Annotated in this window: 13 protein-coding genes; 4 read left to right on the forward strand and 9 right to left on the reverse strand. The window is 70.9% G+C overall.

Annotation, left to right across the window (positions count from 1 at the left end; translation table 11 throughout):
• Positions 1 to 3: 3 nt before the first annotated feature.
• A complete protein-coding gene (locus AC07ZS_RS23865; protein ID WP_494801015.1) occupies positions 4 to 1,155 on the forward strand; it encodes a DNA alkylation repair protein in 1,152 nt (383 codons plus the stop codon).
• Here AC07ZS_RS23865 and AC07ZS_RS23870 read toward each other — a convergent pair.
• Complete coding sequence (locus tag AC07ZS_RS23870) at positions 1,145 to 2,290, reverse strand: Acg family FMN-binding oxidoreductase (RefSeq protein ID WP_494801016.1); 1,146 nt, start codon at positions 2,288 to 2,290, stop codon at positions 1,145 to 1,147. The two genes, AC07ZS_RS23865 and AC07ZS_RS23870, sit on opposite strands and share 11 nt — an antisense overlap.
• 5 nt (positions 2,291 to 2,295) lie before the next feature.
• Positions 2,296 to 3,345 (reverse strand): NAD-dependent epimerase/dehydratase family protein, encoded by a 1,050-nt coding sequence (locus AC07ZS_RS23875; RefSeq protein WP_494801017.1) that lies wholly within the window; start codon positions 3,343 to 3,345, stop codon positions 2,296 to 2,298.
• A gap of 102 nt (positions 3,346 to 3,447) precedes the next feature.
• On the opposite strand from AC07ZS_RS23875, the gene AC07ZS_RS23880 reads away from it, so the two are divergent.
• Both AC07ZS_RS23880 and AC07ZS_RS23885 read left to right on the forward strand, forming a co-directional pair.
• The gene (locus AC07ZS_RS23880; RefSeq protein WP_494801018.1) at positions 3,448 to 4,338 is read left to right on the forward strand and encodes a LysR family transcriptional regulator; all 891 of its coding nucleotides are present in this window, start codon (positions 3,448 to 3,450) and stop codon (positions 4,336 to 4,338) included.
• A 51-nt stretch (positions 4,339 to 4,389) separates the two neighbouring features.
• The gene (locus AC07ZS_RS23885; protein ID WP_494801019.1) at positions 4,390 to 5,061 is read left to right on the forward strand and encodes a glutathione S-transferase family protein; all 672 of its coding nucleotides are present in this window, start codon (positions 4,390 to 4,392) and stop codon (positions 5,059 to 5,061) included.
• Positions 5,062 to 5,070: 9 nt separating this feature from the next.
• Here the strand turns inward: AC07ZS_RS23885 and AC07ZS_RS23890 are convergent, their stop codons facing one another.
• From AC07ZS_RS23890 to AC07ZS_RS23900, 3 genes are read right to left on the reverse strand one after another with little or no spacing between them, the layout of a single operon-like run.
• Complete coding sequence (locus tag AC07ZS_RS23890; protein ID WP_494801020.1) at positions 5,071 to 6,051, reverse strand: Bug family tripartite tricarboxylate transporter substrate binding protein; 981 nt, start codon at positions 6,049 to 6,051, stop codon at positions 5,071 to 5,073.
• A gap of 32 nt (positions 6,052 to 6,083) precedes the next feature.
• Complete coding sequence (locus tag AC07ZS_RS23895) at positions 6,084 to 7,229, reverse strand: CaiB/BaiF CoA transferase family protein (protein WP_494801021.1); 1,146 nt, start codon at positions 7,227 to 7,229, stop codon at positions 6,084 to 6,086.
• Between the two features lie 24 nt (positions 7,230 to 7,253).
• Entirely contained in the window at positions 7,254 to 8,183 is a 930-nt protein-coding gene (locus AC07ZS_RS23900; RefSeq protein WP_494801022.1) for a hydroxymethylglutaryl-CoA lyase, read from the reverse strand.
• Positions 8,184 to 8,298: 115 nt separating this feature from the next.
• Between AC07ZS_RS23900 and AC07ZS_RS23905 the strand changes: the two genes are divergently transcribed.
• On the forward strand, positions 8,299 to 9,228 hold the full coding sequence (locus AC07ZS_RS23905; RefSeq protein WP_494801023.1) for a LysR substrate-binding domain-containing protein: 930 nt from the start codon (positions 8,299 to 8,301) through the stop codon (positions 9,226 to 9,228).
• On the opposite strand, the gene AC07ZS_RS23910 is transcribed toward AC07ZS_RS23905, so the two are convergent.
• From AC07ZS_RS23910 to AC07ZS_RS23925, 4 genes are all read right to left on the reverse strand, one after another.
• A complete protein-coding gene (locus tag AC07ZS_RS23910; RefSeq protein WP_494801024.1) occupies positions 9,215 to 11,479 on the reverse strand; it encodes a xanthine dehydrogenase family protein molybdopterin-binding subunit in 2,265 nt (754 codons plus the stop codon). The genes AC07ZS_RS23905 and AC07ZS_RS23910 overlap by 14 nt on opposite strands.
• Before the next feature lie 11 nt (positions 11,480 to 11,490).
• The gene (locus tag AC07ZS_RS23915) at positions 11,491 to 11,952 is read right to left on the reverse strand and encodes a (2Fe-2S)-binding protein (RefSeq protein ID WP_291117456.1); all 462 of its coding nucleotides are present in this window, start codon (positions 11,950 to 11,952) and stop codon (positions 11,491 to 11,493) included.
• Positions 11,953 to 12,047: 95 nt separating this feature from the next.
• On the reverse strand, positions 12,048 to 12,620 hold the full coding sequence (locus tag AC07ZS_RS23920) for a TetR/AcrR family transcriptional regulator (protein ID WP_494801025.1): 573 nt from the start codon (positions 12,618 to 12,620) through the stop codon (positions 12,048 to 12,050).
• A 56-nt stretch (positions 12,621 to 12,676) separates the two neighbouring features.
• Positions 12,677 to 13,486 (reverse strand): UPF0149 family protein, encoded by an 810-nt coding sequence (locus tag AC07ZS_RS23925; protein ID WP_494801026.1) that lies wholly within the window; start codon positions 13,484 to 13,486, stop codon positions 12,677 to 12,679.
• Positions 13,487 to 13,662 lie beyond the last annotated feature (176 nt).

Raw genomic sequence — 13,662 nt, forward strand, 5'->3', positions numbered from 1 at the left:
TCCATGGAACTGTTCAAGAACCTCATCAGCGCCGCCACCGTCACCAACGCAGGCCACCACCTGCACCGCGCGTGGCCGCGCTTCGACCGCCAGGCCTTCGAGACCCAGGCCGCCGCCGGGCTGGCGCAGCTGGAGTTCAAGGCCCGCTCGATGCAACTCGCCGACGCGCTGGAAGCGACCCTGCCCGACGACTTCAACGCCGCCTGCGGCGTGATCGAGGCCAGCCTGGCGCCGCCGCTGGACATCGATGCCCAGGGCGAGCCGCTCCAGCTCGGCGAGGCGCGCGACGCGCACGGCATCGGCGGCTGGGCCTTGTGGGGCGTGGGCGAATTCGTGGCGCGCCGGGGTCTGGCCAGCGAGGCCGCCGCCCGGCGCGGCCTGACCTGCCTGCACGCGGTCACGCAGCGCTTCACCGCCGAGTTCGCCATCCGGCCGCTGATCCAGCGCCACCCAGCCCTGGCCTTCGACACGCTGAGCCGCTGGGTGGACGACCCGAGCGCGCACGTGCGCCGGCTGGTGAGCGAGGGCAGCCGCCCGCGCCTGCCCTGGGGCCTTCGGCTGCAGGCCCTGGTGGTGGACCCGGCCCCCACCCTGCCCCTGCTGCGCGCGCTGCAGGACGACGCCAGCAGCTACGTGCGCCGCAGCGTGGCCAACCACCTCAACGACATCGCCAAGGACCACCCCGACCTCGTGGCCGGCTGGGTGCGCGACCACCTGATCGACGCGCCCGATGCGCGCAGCGCGCTGCTGCGCCACGCCAGCCGCGGCCTCATCAAGGCCGGCCACGCCCCCACACTGGCAGCCTGGGGGCTCGCCAGCGGGCTGCAGGGCGAGGCCACGCTCACGCTGAGCGCGGCGCGCGCGGCGGTGGGCGGCGAGATCGGGCTGCGGGCCGAACTGCGCTCCCGCTCGCGCCAGCCCCAGCCGCTGGTGGTGGACTACGCGGTGCACCACGTGCGCGCCAACGGCAGCACCTCGCCCAAGGTGTTCAAGGGCTGGAAGCTCACCCTGGCCCCCGGCGAGCTGCGCACGCTGGAAAAGCGCCACAGCCTCAAGCCCGTGACCACGCGCACGCTCTACCCCGGCACGCACCGCATTGAGGTGCTGGTGAACGGCGTGGCGCTGGCCGACGCCGCCTTCGAGCTCAAGGCATGAGGTGCGCCGCGAGCCCGCGCCGCGGCGAGGGCCCGATCGCCGGCGCATGACCCAGCCGGGTCCACATCTGCACCGTGAAGCGCGGCGCGGGCGCGCCCAGCAGCCGGTGGATCTCGGCATAGGGCCCGGCCTGCTCGGGGTACTCCTGCAGCGCCTGTGACAGCGGCTGCATCGACAGGCCGGCGGCCGTGGCGGCCAGCTGGGCGCGCACATAGGCGCGGCCCGCGTGGACCTGCGTGAAGCGGTCGTTGCCCTCGCTCACCAGCCAGAAGAAAGCCGGCGTGTGCTCGAGCCGGGTGTTGAAGTCGCGGATCTGGGCCGTGGTCGACGGGCTGTCGGGCGCGGGCGCCTGGTGGCGGTCGAACAGGCCGACGGCCGTGAGCGCGCGCGCCAACGGCGCATTGAGCGAGATGCCGTCGCGGTGCTGCGCGATTTCCGTGGGGCCCACACGCAGCACCTGGAGCGACTCCATCACCGTGCGCGGCGTGACCAGCTCGATGCGCCAGGCCTCGCGGGCGATGCGGCGGTGCTGTGCCAACGCCTCGGACTGCGAAGCGCCGACGAAACCCACCCGCACCGGGTGCGGCTGCACACTGGCACGGATGGCCTCCAGGGCGGCGGCATCGGGCTCGCGCGCCTCGTAGGGCTCGCGGTTGGTGCGACGGCGGAAGATCTGCGCGAACAGCGGGTCGGGCACCACCGACGCGTCGGGCACCAGGCGAATGCGCGCGGTCGGCCGCGCATCGACCGTCTCGGGGCCGAAGGCGCCCTGCGGAAACAGCTCGATCTGCGCGCGCAGGCCCTTCTGCCGCGCCGCGAGGTCCAGCAGTTCGATGAAGCAGCCCTGGCTCATCAGCATCTGGCGCGAATGCGGGTCGGTCTGCGGCAACAGGCGACGGCGATCCACGAACAGGGTGATCTCGCCGGGCACGCCCAGGTCCACCAGCCAGGACTGCAGGTTGTGCGAGTGCGGCGCGAGCAGCGCATGCCCCACCAGCCAGCGGCGCACGTCGGCCTGCTCGCCCGGCCCCTGCCAGGCGGCGATGGCCTCGGGCGGCAACGCGCTGTCGCAGGCGCTCAGGGTGGCGGCGACCACGCCGCCACCCACGAGGCGGATGAAGAGCCGGCGGTCCATGGCGATCAGGCCCGCGCGGGCAACGGCGCCTCACCCTCGGTGCCCAGCAGCGCCAGGGCCTGCAGCGTGTGCCGCAAGGCCTGCGGCCAGGGCGTGTGCGGCTCGCTGCCGATGCGCTCGCGCAGGCGGCGGTTGTCCAGCCGGTGAGGCTGGTTCCAGAGGTAGCGCAAGGCGGCCAGCGCCCCCAGGGTCGGCATGAACAGGCCCAGCCCCTGGATCAGCGGCCAGGGCATGCCGCCCACTCGCAACGCTTCGTTCCCGTGCAGCCAGCCTTGCTCGCGGGCCAGCGCCTGCAGGGCATTCACCCAGTCGCGGCCGGTGAGCGTGTGGCCGCTGAAATGCAGCGACTCGAACGCCGGCGTCGCGTGGCGCACGCGCGCCACGGCGACGAAGGTCTGCGCCAGGTCGGGCAGGTAGGCCCAGGGCGTGGCCGCGTCCAGCGGACCGGGAAACACCAGCTTGCCGCGCCGGATGCCGGTGAGCATCGCGCGGTCCAGCCAGGTGCCCTGGCCCTGGCTGTAGAAATTGCCGGCGCGCACGATCACCGCGCGCAGCTCACCGCGTTGCGCGGCGGCCTCCAGCCCGGCCTCCATGTCGGTGCGGATGCGGCCCATGGCCGTGGTCGGCCGGTGCGGTGCGCCTTCGAGCAGCACCGCCGGCATGCCCTGGCCGAAGTTGTAGACATTGCCCGGCAGCATCAGCGTGGCCCCCAGCGCCTGCGCCACCGCCATGCCGCTGTGCAACAGGGGGCCGTTCTCGCGTTCCCAGGCCGGGCGCGTGTACTGCGTGGGGTTGAGCGCGTGCACCACCACGGTGGCGCCTCCCGCCTGCCGCACCTGGGCCACCAGCGCGGCAACAGCCTGCGGCGTGTCCACCGCCTGCGCCAGCCATTGCACACCGGCCACCGTGGGCGCCTGCGCACCCGGGCGCACCTGCGCCAGCACGCGCCAGCCGTCGCGCGCAAAGGCCTGCACCGCGGCCAGGCCGAAGCGGCCACGGCCGCCGAGCACCAGCACGGTATCGGCGGGGAGGGAGGAAGAAGACGTTGCGTTCATGAGGAACTCCGGAGAACACCGACCGCCGGTGCCATGGCATCGATTGTGGAAACGGATCGCGCCATTCACAATTGGCCGAAATCGAACACCAGTCATGCACAAATGAATACCGGCGATTTCAACTGGACGCTCATCCGGTCCTTCCTCGCGGCGCTCGACCGGGGCAGCCTGATGGCCGCCGCGCGGGCCCTGGCCACGACCCAGCCCACGGTGGGCCGCCACATCGGCGAGCTCGAAACGCAGCTCGGCGTGGTGCTGTTCGAGCGCACCGGCCGCGGCCTGGTGCCCACCGCGCATGCCCACCGCCTGGCCGAGGCGGCGCGCGCGATGGCCAGCGCGGCCGACCAGCTCGCGCGCCAGGCCTCGGGCGCGCAGAAAGACGTGCAGGGCACGGTGCGCATCAGCGCGAGCCAGCCCGTGACCTGCGTGCTGCTGCCCCCGGTGCTGCGGCAGATGCGCCAGGCCCATCCGGACATCCAGGTGGAACTGGTGTCGAGCAACGCGGTGAGCAACCTGTTGCAGCGCGAGGCCGACATCGCGCTGCGCATGGTGCGGCCCGACCAGGCCACGCTGCTGTGCAAGAAGCTCGGCCAGGTGGCCCTGGGCACCTACGCGCACCGCGACTACCTGCGCCGCCGGGGCACGCCGCGCGAGCCGCAGGACCTGCTCGCGCACGACCTGGTGGGCAACGACCGGAACACCGACATCCTGCGCGGCTTCGCGGCCATGGGCTACCCGATGCAACGCGAGGCCTTCGCCGTGCGCACCGACGACCTCAACGCCTACCAGGCCGCGGTGGACGCGGGGTTGGGCGTGGGTTTTCTGGCGCGCTACGTGGCGTGGCGCAACCCCGACCTCGTGTCCCTGCTGCCGATGCTGCCGATCCCGCCGCTGCCGATGTGGCTCGCGGTGCACCGCGAGATCCGCAGCAACCCCCGCATCCGCCGGGTGTGGGACTTCCTGGCGCAGGCCCTGCCCCCGGCCCTGGCCTGAGCACTGCCCCTACACTGGCGCGGCACCACCACTCCCTGAAAGGCCGCTTCCATGCTCACGGTCCACCATCTGAACAACTCGCGCTCGCAGCGCGTGCTCTGGCTGCTCGAAGAGCTGGGCGTGCCGTACCGGATCGAGCGCTACCACCGCGACCCCAAGACCATGTTGGCGCCGGCCTCGCTGCAGAAGGTGCACCCGCTGGGCAAGTCGCCGGTGGTGACCGACGGCAAGGCCACGCTGGCCGAGTCGGGCGCGATCCTGGAGTACCTGGTCGAGACCTACGGCGAGGGCCAGTTCGCCCCGGAACGCGGCACACCGTCCTTCCTGCGCTACCGCTACTGGCTGCACTACGCCGAAGGCTCGCTGGCCACGCCGCTGCTGCTGCAGCTGGTGTTCGACCAGATCGAGCGCAAGAGCCCTTTCATCGTGCGCCCGGTGGCGGTGGGCATTTCGTCCCAGATTAAGAAGCTGCTCGTCACGCCCAACCTGAAGCGGCACTTCGACTACCTCGAAGCTGAGCTGACGGAGCACGGCCCCTGGTTCGCCGGGCGTTCGTTCAGCGCGGCCGACGTGCAGATGAGCTTCGGCATCGAGGCCGCCGCCGCGCGCGGCCTGCTCAAGCAGCGGCCCCAGCTCGCGGACTGGCTGCGCCGCATCCACGAGCGGCCGGCCTACCAGCGCGCCCTCGAACAGGGCGGGCCGTTCGACCTCGCCACGTTCTGAACGCGCCGTTCAGTCGAGCTTGATCTGCGCCTTGGCCACCAGGCGCGCATAACGTTCCTGCTCGCTGCGCAGGAAGCGCGCCGAGGCCTCGGGCGCCATGGGGCTGATGAAGTTGTCCTGCTTGGCCATGGCGGCCTTGACCTCGGCGTCCTCGAACGCGGCCACCACGGCCTTGTGCAGCCGATCGACCTGCGCGGGCGGCAGGCCCTTCGGGCCGATCAGGGCGAACCAGCCCGCCACGTCCACCGCCGGGAAGCCCTGCTCGGCGATGGTGGGCAGGTCGGGCATCGAGGCCACGCGGGCCTTGCTCATGACGCCGATCGCGCGCATGCGCCCGGACGCGAGGTGCCCCTGCGCGGCGGGCACCGCCGCCACGCCGAAGTCCACCTGGCCGGCGATGATGTCCGTCATCATCGGCCCCATGCCTTTGTAGGGCACGTGCTGCACCTTCGCGCCCACGGCGTCGACGAACATCTCGCCCGCGAGATGGATGATGGTCCCATTGCCCGACGAGCCCATGTTGAACTGCCCGGGCCTGGACAGCAGCAGCGCCTGCAGCTCCTTCGCGTCCTTCACCGGAAGGCGGGCCGGATTGACGACCAACAGGAAGGGCGAGCCGCCCACCACGCTGATGGGCGTGATGTCGTTGAGGCTGTCATAAGGCACGCTCTTGTAGACGCTGGGGTTGACCGAGTGGTTGTTCGAGATGAAGGCCACGGTGTGGCCGTCCGGTGCGGCCTTGACCAGCGTGGCGGTGCCGGTGATGCCGCCGGCACCGGGCAGGTTCTCGATGACCACCGCCTGCCCGCCCAGGGCCTTGGACAAGGCGTTCTGCGCCGAGCGGATGATGGTGTCCACGCCGGAGCCGGCGCCCACCGGCAGGATCACGCGCAGCGGCGCGGCGCCTTGCGCCCACACGGCAGGCGTGCCCAGCAGGCTGGCCGCGCCCAGGGCGAGCACGGTGCGGCGGTTGAAAGTGGATGGGGTCATGTGTGTCTCCTGTGTGGTCGTGTCGAAAGGAATCAGGCCGGGTGCGCGGCGCCGAGGATCTCCTCGGTGTGCTCGCCGACCCGGGCCAGCGCGTGGCGCACGCCGGGCCGGCGCCCGCCCATGAGCAGGGGCAGCAGCACCACCTGCGTGGGGTCGCCGTCGTCGGTCTGCATCGGCACCAGGCCACCGCTGGCGATCAGGTGTTCGTCGTGCAGCAGCTGGTCCGGGCGCACCACCTTGGCGTAGGGCAAGCCGGCGGCCTGGAGCTGGGCGCACAGGGTGTCGAGGTCCTTGTGCTGCAAGGTTTCGCCGAGGGTCTGCAACAAGGCCGGGCGCACCGCCACGCGCTGCGCGTTGGTGGCCAGGGCCGGGTCGCCGGCGAGGTCGGGCCGCGCGATCACCTGGCACAGGGCGGCGAACTGCTTGTCGCTCACCGCGCCCACGAAGAGCTGCTCGCCGTCGGCCACGGTGAAGGTGTCGTACACGCTCCAGGCCGAAACGCGCGAGGGAAACGGCGGCGGCACCTCGCCGGTCATCAGGTGCTGCTGCATGTGCTGCGCGGCGAGCAGGCAGCAGTTCTCGAACAGCGCGCTCTGGATCTCCTGGCCCTGGCCGGTGCACTCGCGCTCGCGCAGCGCCGCCAGCACGCCGATGGCGCCGAACATGCCACCCATGATGTCGTTCACCGAAGAGCCCGCGCGCAAAGGGCGGCCCACGGGGCCGGTCATGTAGGTCAGGCCGGCCATGTTCTGCACCACCTCGTCGAGCGCGAGCCGGTTTTCGTAGGGGCCGGGCAGAAAGCCTTTGTGGCTCACATAGATGAGGCGCGGGAAGCGCTCGCGCAACGCGGCCTGGCCCAGGCCCAGCGTGTCCATCAGGCCGGGGCGGAAGTTCTCCAGCAGCACGTCGCACTGGCCGATCAGCTCCACCGCGCTGGCCAGTCCTTCGTCGGTGTGCAGGTCGATCACCACGCTCTTCTTGTTGCGGTTGAAGCTGCGGAAGAAGCCGATGCCCAGGCCGGGCAGGTCGCGCGTCTTGTCGCCACCGGGCGGCTCGACCTTGATGACCTCGGCGCCGAGGTCGGCCAGGATCATGCCGCAGGTGGGGCCCATGACCATGTGGGTGAATTCGACGACGCGCACGCCTTCGAGGGGGAGGCCGGTGGAGGTGGGGTTCATGGTGTGCATCCGGAAAGGAAAAAGTCAGTGCACCGCCGCCGCCAGCCGCGGCAGGCCGGCGCGCCACAGGGCGCCGTGGGTCTGCTCGCCCGGCAGCCAGCCCACCACCTTGGCGCGCAGGGCCAGCAGCCGCTCCAGCGACAGGCCGGTGCGCACACCCGCCGCCTGCAGCATGAAGGCCAGGTCTTCGGTGGCGGCATTGCCGCTGGCGCCCGGGGCGTGCGGGCAGCCGCCGATGCCGGCCAGCGAGGCGTCGAAACGCGCCACGCCCACCTGCAGGGCGGCATACACATTGGCCAGCGCGAGGCCGCGCGTGTCGTGGAAATGGCCGCAGCAGAAGCGCTCGCCCGCGAGGCGCAAGGCCTGCTCGAACAGGCGGCTCACCGAGGCCGGGTCGGCGTAGCCCACGGTGTCGGCCAGGCTCACGCGGTCGGCCCCGGCGTCCAGCAGGGCCTGCATCAGGCGCAGCACTTCGGCCGGCTTCACTTCGCCCTGCAGGGTGCAGCCGAAGGCCGTGCCCACGCCGCCTTCGATCAGCGTGCGGCGGCCCGAGGCGTCGCGCGCCGCGCGGATGCGGCCCATCTCCGCCACCACCTCGTCGGGCGCCTTGCGCAGGTTGGCCAGGCTGTGGGCGTGGCTGGCCGAAAGCGGCAGGATCATCAGGTCGGCGTCGCCTTCCAGCGCCCGCTCGGCGCCCTTCAGGTTGGGCACCAGCACCGAGGCCGAGAGGCCCGGCAGGGTCTTGGCGTGGGCCAGCAGCTCGGCCGTGTCGGCCAGCTGGGGCAGCAGCCGGGCCGGCACGAAGGACCCGACCTCGATCTCGCGCTGCCCGGCGGCGAAAGCCTCGCTGATCCACTCGCACTTGCGCGCGGTGCTCAGGACGGTGGGAATGCTTTGCAATCCATCCCGGAGTCCGACTTCGCGGACGACGGCGGTGGCGGGCAGCTGGGCCATGGGATCGGGTCTCCTTGCGTGTGGGAAGGCAGTCTATGATTTCCTTTGTGAACATCAAGTGATGTTTCAGAAGCCGATGGATTCCAATCTGGAACTTAAAGCGGGGGTATTCACCATGCGGGACCTGGACCTCAAGACCCTGCGGCTGCTGGTGGCGGTGTGCGACCACGGCAACATGAAAGACGCGGCAGCGCAGGAGCACATCGAGCCCTCGGCCATCAGCAAGCGCATCGCCCAGCTGGAGGAAACCATCGGCACGCCGGTGCTGGTGCGGGGCCGGCGCGGCGCGGAGCCCACGCCGGCGGGCCGCGCGCTGCTGGAGCACGCGCGCACGCTGCTGTTCACGGTGGACCGCATCGAGGCCGACATGGCCGCGTTCAAGGGCGGCATCAAGGGCCAAGTGCGGCTGGTGGCGAGCGCCTCGGCGATCGCCGAGTCCCTGCTCGACGACCTGGCCCAGTTCATGCGCGTGCCCGAGCACGGCGACATCAAGGTGGACATCGAGGAGCGCTTCTCCAAGGACATCGTGGGCATGGTGCGCGAGGGCGTGGTCTCGCTCGGCGTGTGCTGGACGCACACCGATTTCGGCGGGCTGGCCTCGCGCCCCTACCGGCGCGACGAGCTGGCCCTGGCCGTGCCCCGCGGCCACCCGCTGGCGCAGCGCAACGCCGTGCACTTCGAGGAAACGCTGGGCTACGAGCACGTGGGCCTGCAGCCCTCGACGGCGGTGCACACCATGCTGCACCGCGCCGCCACCAAGGCCGGCAAGACCATGAGCTACCGGGTGGTGGTGTCGAACTTCGACGCGGCCTTCCGCGTGGTGGGCGCGAACCTGGGCATCAGCGTGGTGCCGCGCGAGGTGAGCCAGCTCTATGTGTCGGCCGGGCAGGTGCGCATCGTGCCGCTGCTCAACGACTGGGCGCACCGCCAGTTCGCGATCTGCTTCCGCGACCGCAGCGAGCTCACGCCCGCGGCCGAACGCCTGCTGGACTTCCTGTGCCAGCAGGCGCTGGACGCCGAACCGCCGGCCCTCAGGCCAGCTTGAACGGCAGCTCGCGCAGCGGCTTGCCGGTCAGGCTCGCGATGGCGTTGGCAAAGGCCGGCGCCAGCGGCGGCACGCCGGGCTCGCCCACGCCGGTGGGCGCGTCGGCGCTGGGCACGAGGTGCACCGCGATGGCCGGCATGTCGGTGATGCGCGGCACGGCGAAGTCCCCGAAGTTGCTCTGCTCCACCACGCCGTCCTTCAGGGTGATGGCCGCGCCCGGCAGGCACATGGACAGGCCCATCAGCGCCCCGCCCTGGATCTGCGCTTCCACGCTCTTGGGGTTCACCGCCAGGTTGCAGTGCACGCCGGCCGTGACCTGGTGCAGCTTGGGCGTGCCGTCGACCACCGAGGCCTCGACCACGTAGGCCACCACCGAGTCGAAGGACTCGTGCACCGCCACGCCCCAGGCGCGGCCGGCGGACAAGGTCTTCTTGCCGTAGCCGCTCTTGTCCACCGCGAGCTGCAGCGCGGCGCGGTGGCGCACGGCCTTGTCGTCCATCAGCTTCATGCGGTAGGCCACCGGGTCCTGTTTCGTGGCGCGCGCGATGTCGTCGATCAGCGTCTCCATCACATAGCCCGTGTGGGTGGAGCCCACGCTGCGCCACCACAGCACCGGCACGTTGAGTTTCGGGTGGTGGGCCGAGAGGCGCATCGGCACACGGTAGGGCTTGCCCATGCCTTCCACGGCGGTCTCGTCCACGCCGCCCTTGACCATCATGGGCTCGAAGAAGGTGCCGGCCATGATGGACTGGCCCACGATCACGTGGTCCCAGGCCAGCACCTGGCCTTGCGCGTCGAAGCCGATCTCGGCGCGGTGCAGGTGCATGGGGCGGTAGTAGCCGCCGCGCACGTCGTCCTCGCGGCTCCACACCGTGCGCACCGGCGCGCCCAGACCCGCGGCCTGCGCGGCTTTCGCGATGGTGCAGGCCTCGACCACGAAGTCGCTGGTGAGCAGGCCGCGCCGGCCGAAGCCGCCGCCCGCCATCTGCACGTTCATCGTCACCTGCTCGGGCTTGATGCCCAGCGTGCGCGCGGCGGCGGCCGTGTCCAACCCCGGCATCTGGGTGCCGGTCCACACCGTGGCCTTGGCGGCAGCGCCGCTGCCGGTCAGTTGCACCGTGCAGTTCAGCGGCTCCATGGGCGCGTGCGCCAGGTAGGGGAACACGAACTCGGCGCTGATCTTGTGCGGCGCGTTGGCCAGCGGCGCCATGTCGGCGTCGTGCTTCACGTTGCCGGTCTTCGCGGCCAGGGTGCGGTAGCTCGCGAGCTGCTGCGCGCTGTCCACCTTCTCGCGGCCGGCGTCGTTCCACTGCACCTTCAGCGCGTCGCGGCCCTGCTTCGCGGCCCAGTAGCCCTCGGCCACCACGGCCACGCCTTCACCGCCGTCGTGCAGCGGCACGCGCAGCACCGCCTTGACGCCTTTGACCGCGCGCGCGGCGGCGTCATCGACCGAGGCCACCTTGCTGCCGAACACCGGCGGGTGCTGGAGCACGGCGGTGAGCATGCCGGGCAGGCGCACGTCCATGCCGAAGCCCTGCCGTCCGCTGGATTTCGCCTTCGCGTCCAGCCGCGTCGTGGGCTGGCCGATGAGCTTGAAGCGCGACGGGTCCTTGAGCGTGACCTGCACCGGCACCGGCTGCTGCATGGCGGCGTCGGCCAGGGCGCCGTAAGCGAGCTTCTTGCCACCGGGGCCGATCACCACGCCGCGTTCCGTGGCCAGCGAGGCCACCGGCACGTTCCACTGCTTCGCGGCGGCCGCCAGCAGCATGGCGCGCGTGCGCGCGCCGAGCTCGCGGTACTGGGTGTACGAGTGCTTCACCGCCGTCGAGCCGCCGGTGATCTGCATGCCGAAGGCCGGGTCGTTGTAGGCCGGGTCGGCGTTGCCGTGCACGGCCTGCACGCGGCTCCAGTCGGCGTCCAGCTCTTCGGCCAGCACCATGGCCAGGCCGGTGTGCGTGCCCTGGCCGAACTCCAGGCGGTTGATGGTGACGGTGACCGTGCCGTCGCGCGCGATCTTCACGAAGGCGGCGGGTTGCTGGTCGGGTTTGAGGCCCGTGGCGGCCGGGGCCGCGCCCTGCTGGGCGTTGGCCATGAAGGGGTAGGCGCCGAGCGCGAAGCCGGAGGCCGTGGCCATCTTCAGGAAACTGCGGCGAGCGATGCCTTCGGGCGCGTCCGCATCGTCCAGGCGGTGGGCCAGCGCGGGCGGCAGGTGGGCGCGAATCTGGTCGGCGGTGTGGGTGTGCAGGTGCATGGGGTGTCCTTTCAGGCCAGCGTGCGGGCCGCGTCCTTGATGGCGATGCGCACGCGCGCATAGGTGCCGCAGCGGCAGATGTTGCCGGCCATGGCGCCGTCGATCTCGGCATCGCTGGGTTTCGGGTTGGCCTTGAGCAGCGCGGTGGCACTCATGATCTGGCCGCTCTGGCAGTAGCCGCACTGCGCCACGTCGGCCTTCACCCAGGCCTGCTGCACGGCCTGGCCGACGCGGTCGGTCGCCACGGCTTCGATGGTGGTGATCTTCTGGCCCACGGCCGAGGCGATGGGCGTGACGCAGGAGCGGATGGCCGCGCCGTTGAGGTGCACGGTGCAGGCGCCGCAGAGCGCCGCGCCGCAGCCGAACTTGGTGCCGGTCATGCCCAGGGTGTCGCGCAGGGCCCAGAGGATGGGGGTGGATTCGTCGGCGTCGACGCGCACGTCCTTGCCATTGATGTTGAGCGTGGTGGGCATGGGGCTTTTCTCCGTTCGTGGGTGGTAGCGGTACACAAGTGAATGAATGTTCATTCGTTATCTACTGAAAATGGTGACGCAATTGGGCGTTTTTTTCAAGCCTTCAGGCCATCCCAGCACAGGCCGAAGGCCTGCGCCAGGGACGCTTCCGTGTCGGGCAGGTCGCCGCTGCGCAACAGGCTTGCCGTGTCGCGCACCGAGCCGAAAAAGTGGGCGGCCAGCAGCATCGTCGGCGCGTCCTTGACAATCTGCTGCGCCCGCGCTTCGTCGAAAAAGCGCAGGCAGCCAGCGGCGAAACGCGCCGAGAACTGGCGCGAAGCCTCGCTGAACCAGGGCGAGTTGTAGTACTGGTCCATGAACACCGCCTCGGGTCCATGCGCCAGGCGGTGTCGCAGCAGGCGCATCCAGTTCTGCTGGAAGCGGGTGCGAAAAGGGGTGGAAGGATCGACCTCACCGTCGATCAGCGCGGCCAGCGCGCCCTTGACCTGCTCGTAGAGTGCGTTGAGCAGCTCTTCCTTGGAGCGGTGGTAGACGTACAGCGTACCGGTGGCCAGGCCGGCCTCGCGAGCGATGCCGGCCATGGTCAGCCCGCTCAGGCCGACGCGCTCGACCAGCGCCAGGGTGGCGCGGGCGATGGCCTGCTGCTTGTCGTCGTCCTTGGGTTTCATGAGGGCGCGATCTTAAGCGAATGAATATTCATCCGTCAACCGCGCCCGGACGGGCGTCAGGCCCCGTGGCACTTCTTGTACTTTTTCCCGCTGCCGCAGGGGCAAGGGTCGTTGCGGCCCGGCGTGGCCTCCCTGCGCACCGGCTCCACGCGCGGGCCCAGGCTCTTGCCGATCTGGTGCAGGTCGTACACCGCCCAGATGGCGGCGCCGAAAGCGTTGAGCCGGTCGTCGCTCACGCTGGGCGGGCCGTCTTCGGCATGCATGTTCACCGTGGGGGTGTCGGTGTCGTCCTCGGTCAGCTCGACCACCTTGTCGAGCGCCTCGTCGATCCAGGCGGCGGTGTCCTTGTCGCGCGGCGGCTCCCAGTCCTCGCCGAAGTTCTCCACCACAAACATGAAGCCCAGCGCCCACACCTGGGCGTAGGCCGGCAGCTCCTGGTCCTGGAACTCGGCGCGCTCGTCGTCCGGCAACGCGGCCACGGCACCGCGCACGTCCATCAGCTCGGGGTGGTAGCTGCGCTCGTCTTCCAGCGTGTCCACCGGCGCGGCCAGCGATGCCGCCACCTCGGCCTGGCGGCGTGACCACAGGTCCATGAAGCGCTCGTACTGCGCGGTGTTGCTGAAGTGCGTGCCGTCTTCCTGCGGCGCAGTGGGCAGCGGGCCGGTGCCCAGCAACACCGGCAACCACTCGGCGGGCTCGACGGGGCGGCGCGTGCACAGCAGCGCGGCCATGGCGCCTTCGCAGAATTCCCATTGCGGCACCTCGTCGCCGCGCGTGCGCAGGTCGTCCAGGATGGCATCGAGCGCGTCGTAGTCTTCATGGTCCAGCGCGCCGGCCGGGTCGGAGGGGGTGTTCGTCGTTGTCATGGTGCAAAGAAGCCGGGGTTTTATGATGCCCCGCAGTGTATTCCCCGGTGCACCCACGAAAGTCCGCATGCTCGATCGCCTCAACGCCCTCTACCCCGTGCGCTACACCGCTTTCGCGCTCTGCGCGCTGATCGCGCTGCTGAGCCTGTTCACGCTGGTGGGCTTCGGGGTGGGCG

The sequence above is a fragment of the Hydrogenophaga sp. GW456-12-10-14-TSB4 genome (genome assembly GCF_059424305.1).

Excerpts from the sequence above, each read along its gene's own strand:
- AC07ZS_RS23885 (WP_494801019.1), top strand. The coding sequence starts at position 4,390 with ATGCTCACGGTCCACCATCTGAACAACTCGCGCTCGCAGCGCGTGCTC.
- AC07ZS_RS23915 (WP_291117456.1), bottom strand. The coding sequence starts at position 11,952 with ATGCCCACCACGCTCAACATCAATGGCAAGGACGTGCGCGTCGACGCC.
- AC07ZS_RS23920 (WP_494801025.1), bottom strand. The coding sequence starts at position 12,620 with ATGAAACCCAAGGACGACGACAAGCAGCAGGCCATCGCCCGCGCCACC.
- AC07ZS_RS23925 (WP_494801026.1), bottom strand. The coding sequence starts at position 13,486 with ATGACAACGACGAACACCCCCTCCGACCCGGCCGGCGCGCTGGACCAT.
- AC07ZS_RS23895 (WP_494801021.1), bottom strand. The coding sequence starts at position 7,229 with ATGAACCCCACCTCCACCGGCCTCCCCCTCGAAGGCGTGCGCGTCGTC.
- AC07ZS_RS23905 (WP_494801023.1), top strand. The coding sequence starts at position 8,299 with ATGCGGGACCTGGACCTCAAGACCCTGCGGCTGCTGGTGGCGGTGTGC.
- AC07ZS_RS23910 (WP_494801024.1), bottom strand. The coding sequence starts at position 11,479 with ATGCACCTGCACACCCACACCGCCGACCAGATTCGCGCCCACCTGCCG.
- AC07ZS_RS23880 (WP_494801018.1), top strand. The coding sequence starts at position 3,448 with ATGAATACCGGCGATTTCAACTGGACGCTCATCCGGTCCTTCCTCGCG.
- AC07ZS_RS23890 (WP_494801020.1), bottom strand. The coding sequence starts at position 6,051 with ATGACCCCATCCACTTTCAACCGCCGCACCGTGCTCGCCCTGGGCGCG.
- AC07ZS_RS23865 (WP_494801015.1), top strand. The coding sequence starts at position 4 with ATGGAACTGTTCAAGAACCTCATCAGCGCCGCCACCGTCACCAACGCA.
- AC07ZS_RS23870 (WP_494801016.1), bottom strand. The coding sequence starts at position 2,290 with ATGGACCGCCGGCTCTTCATCCGCCTCGTGGGTGGCGGCGTGGTCGCC.
- AC07ZS_RS23875 (WP_494801017.1), bottom strand. The coding sequence starts at position 3,345 with ATGAACGCAACGTCTTCTTCCTCCCTCCCCGCCGATACCGTGCTGGTG.
- AC07ZS_RS23900 (WP_494801022.1), bottom strand. The coding sequence starts at position 8,183 with ATGGCCCAGCTGCCCGCCACCGCCGTCGTCCGCGAAGTCGGACTCCGG.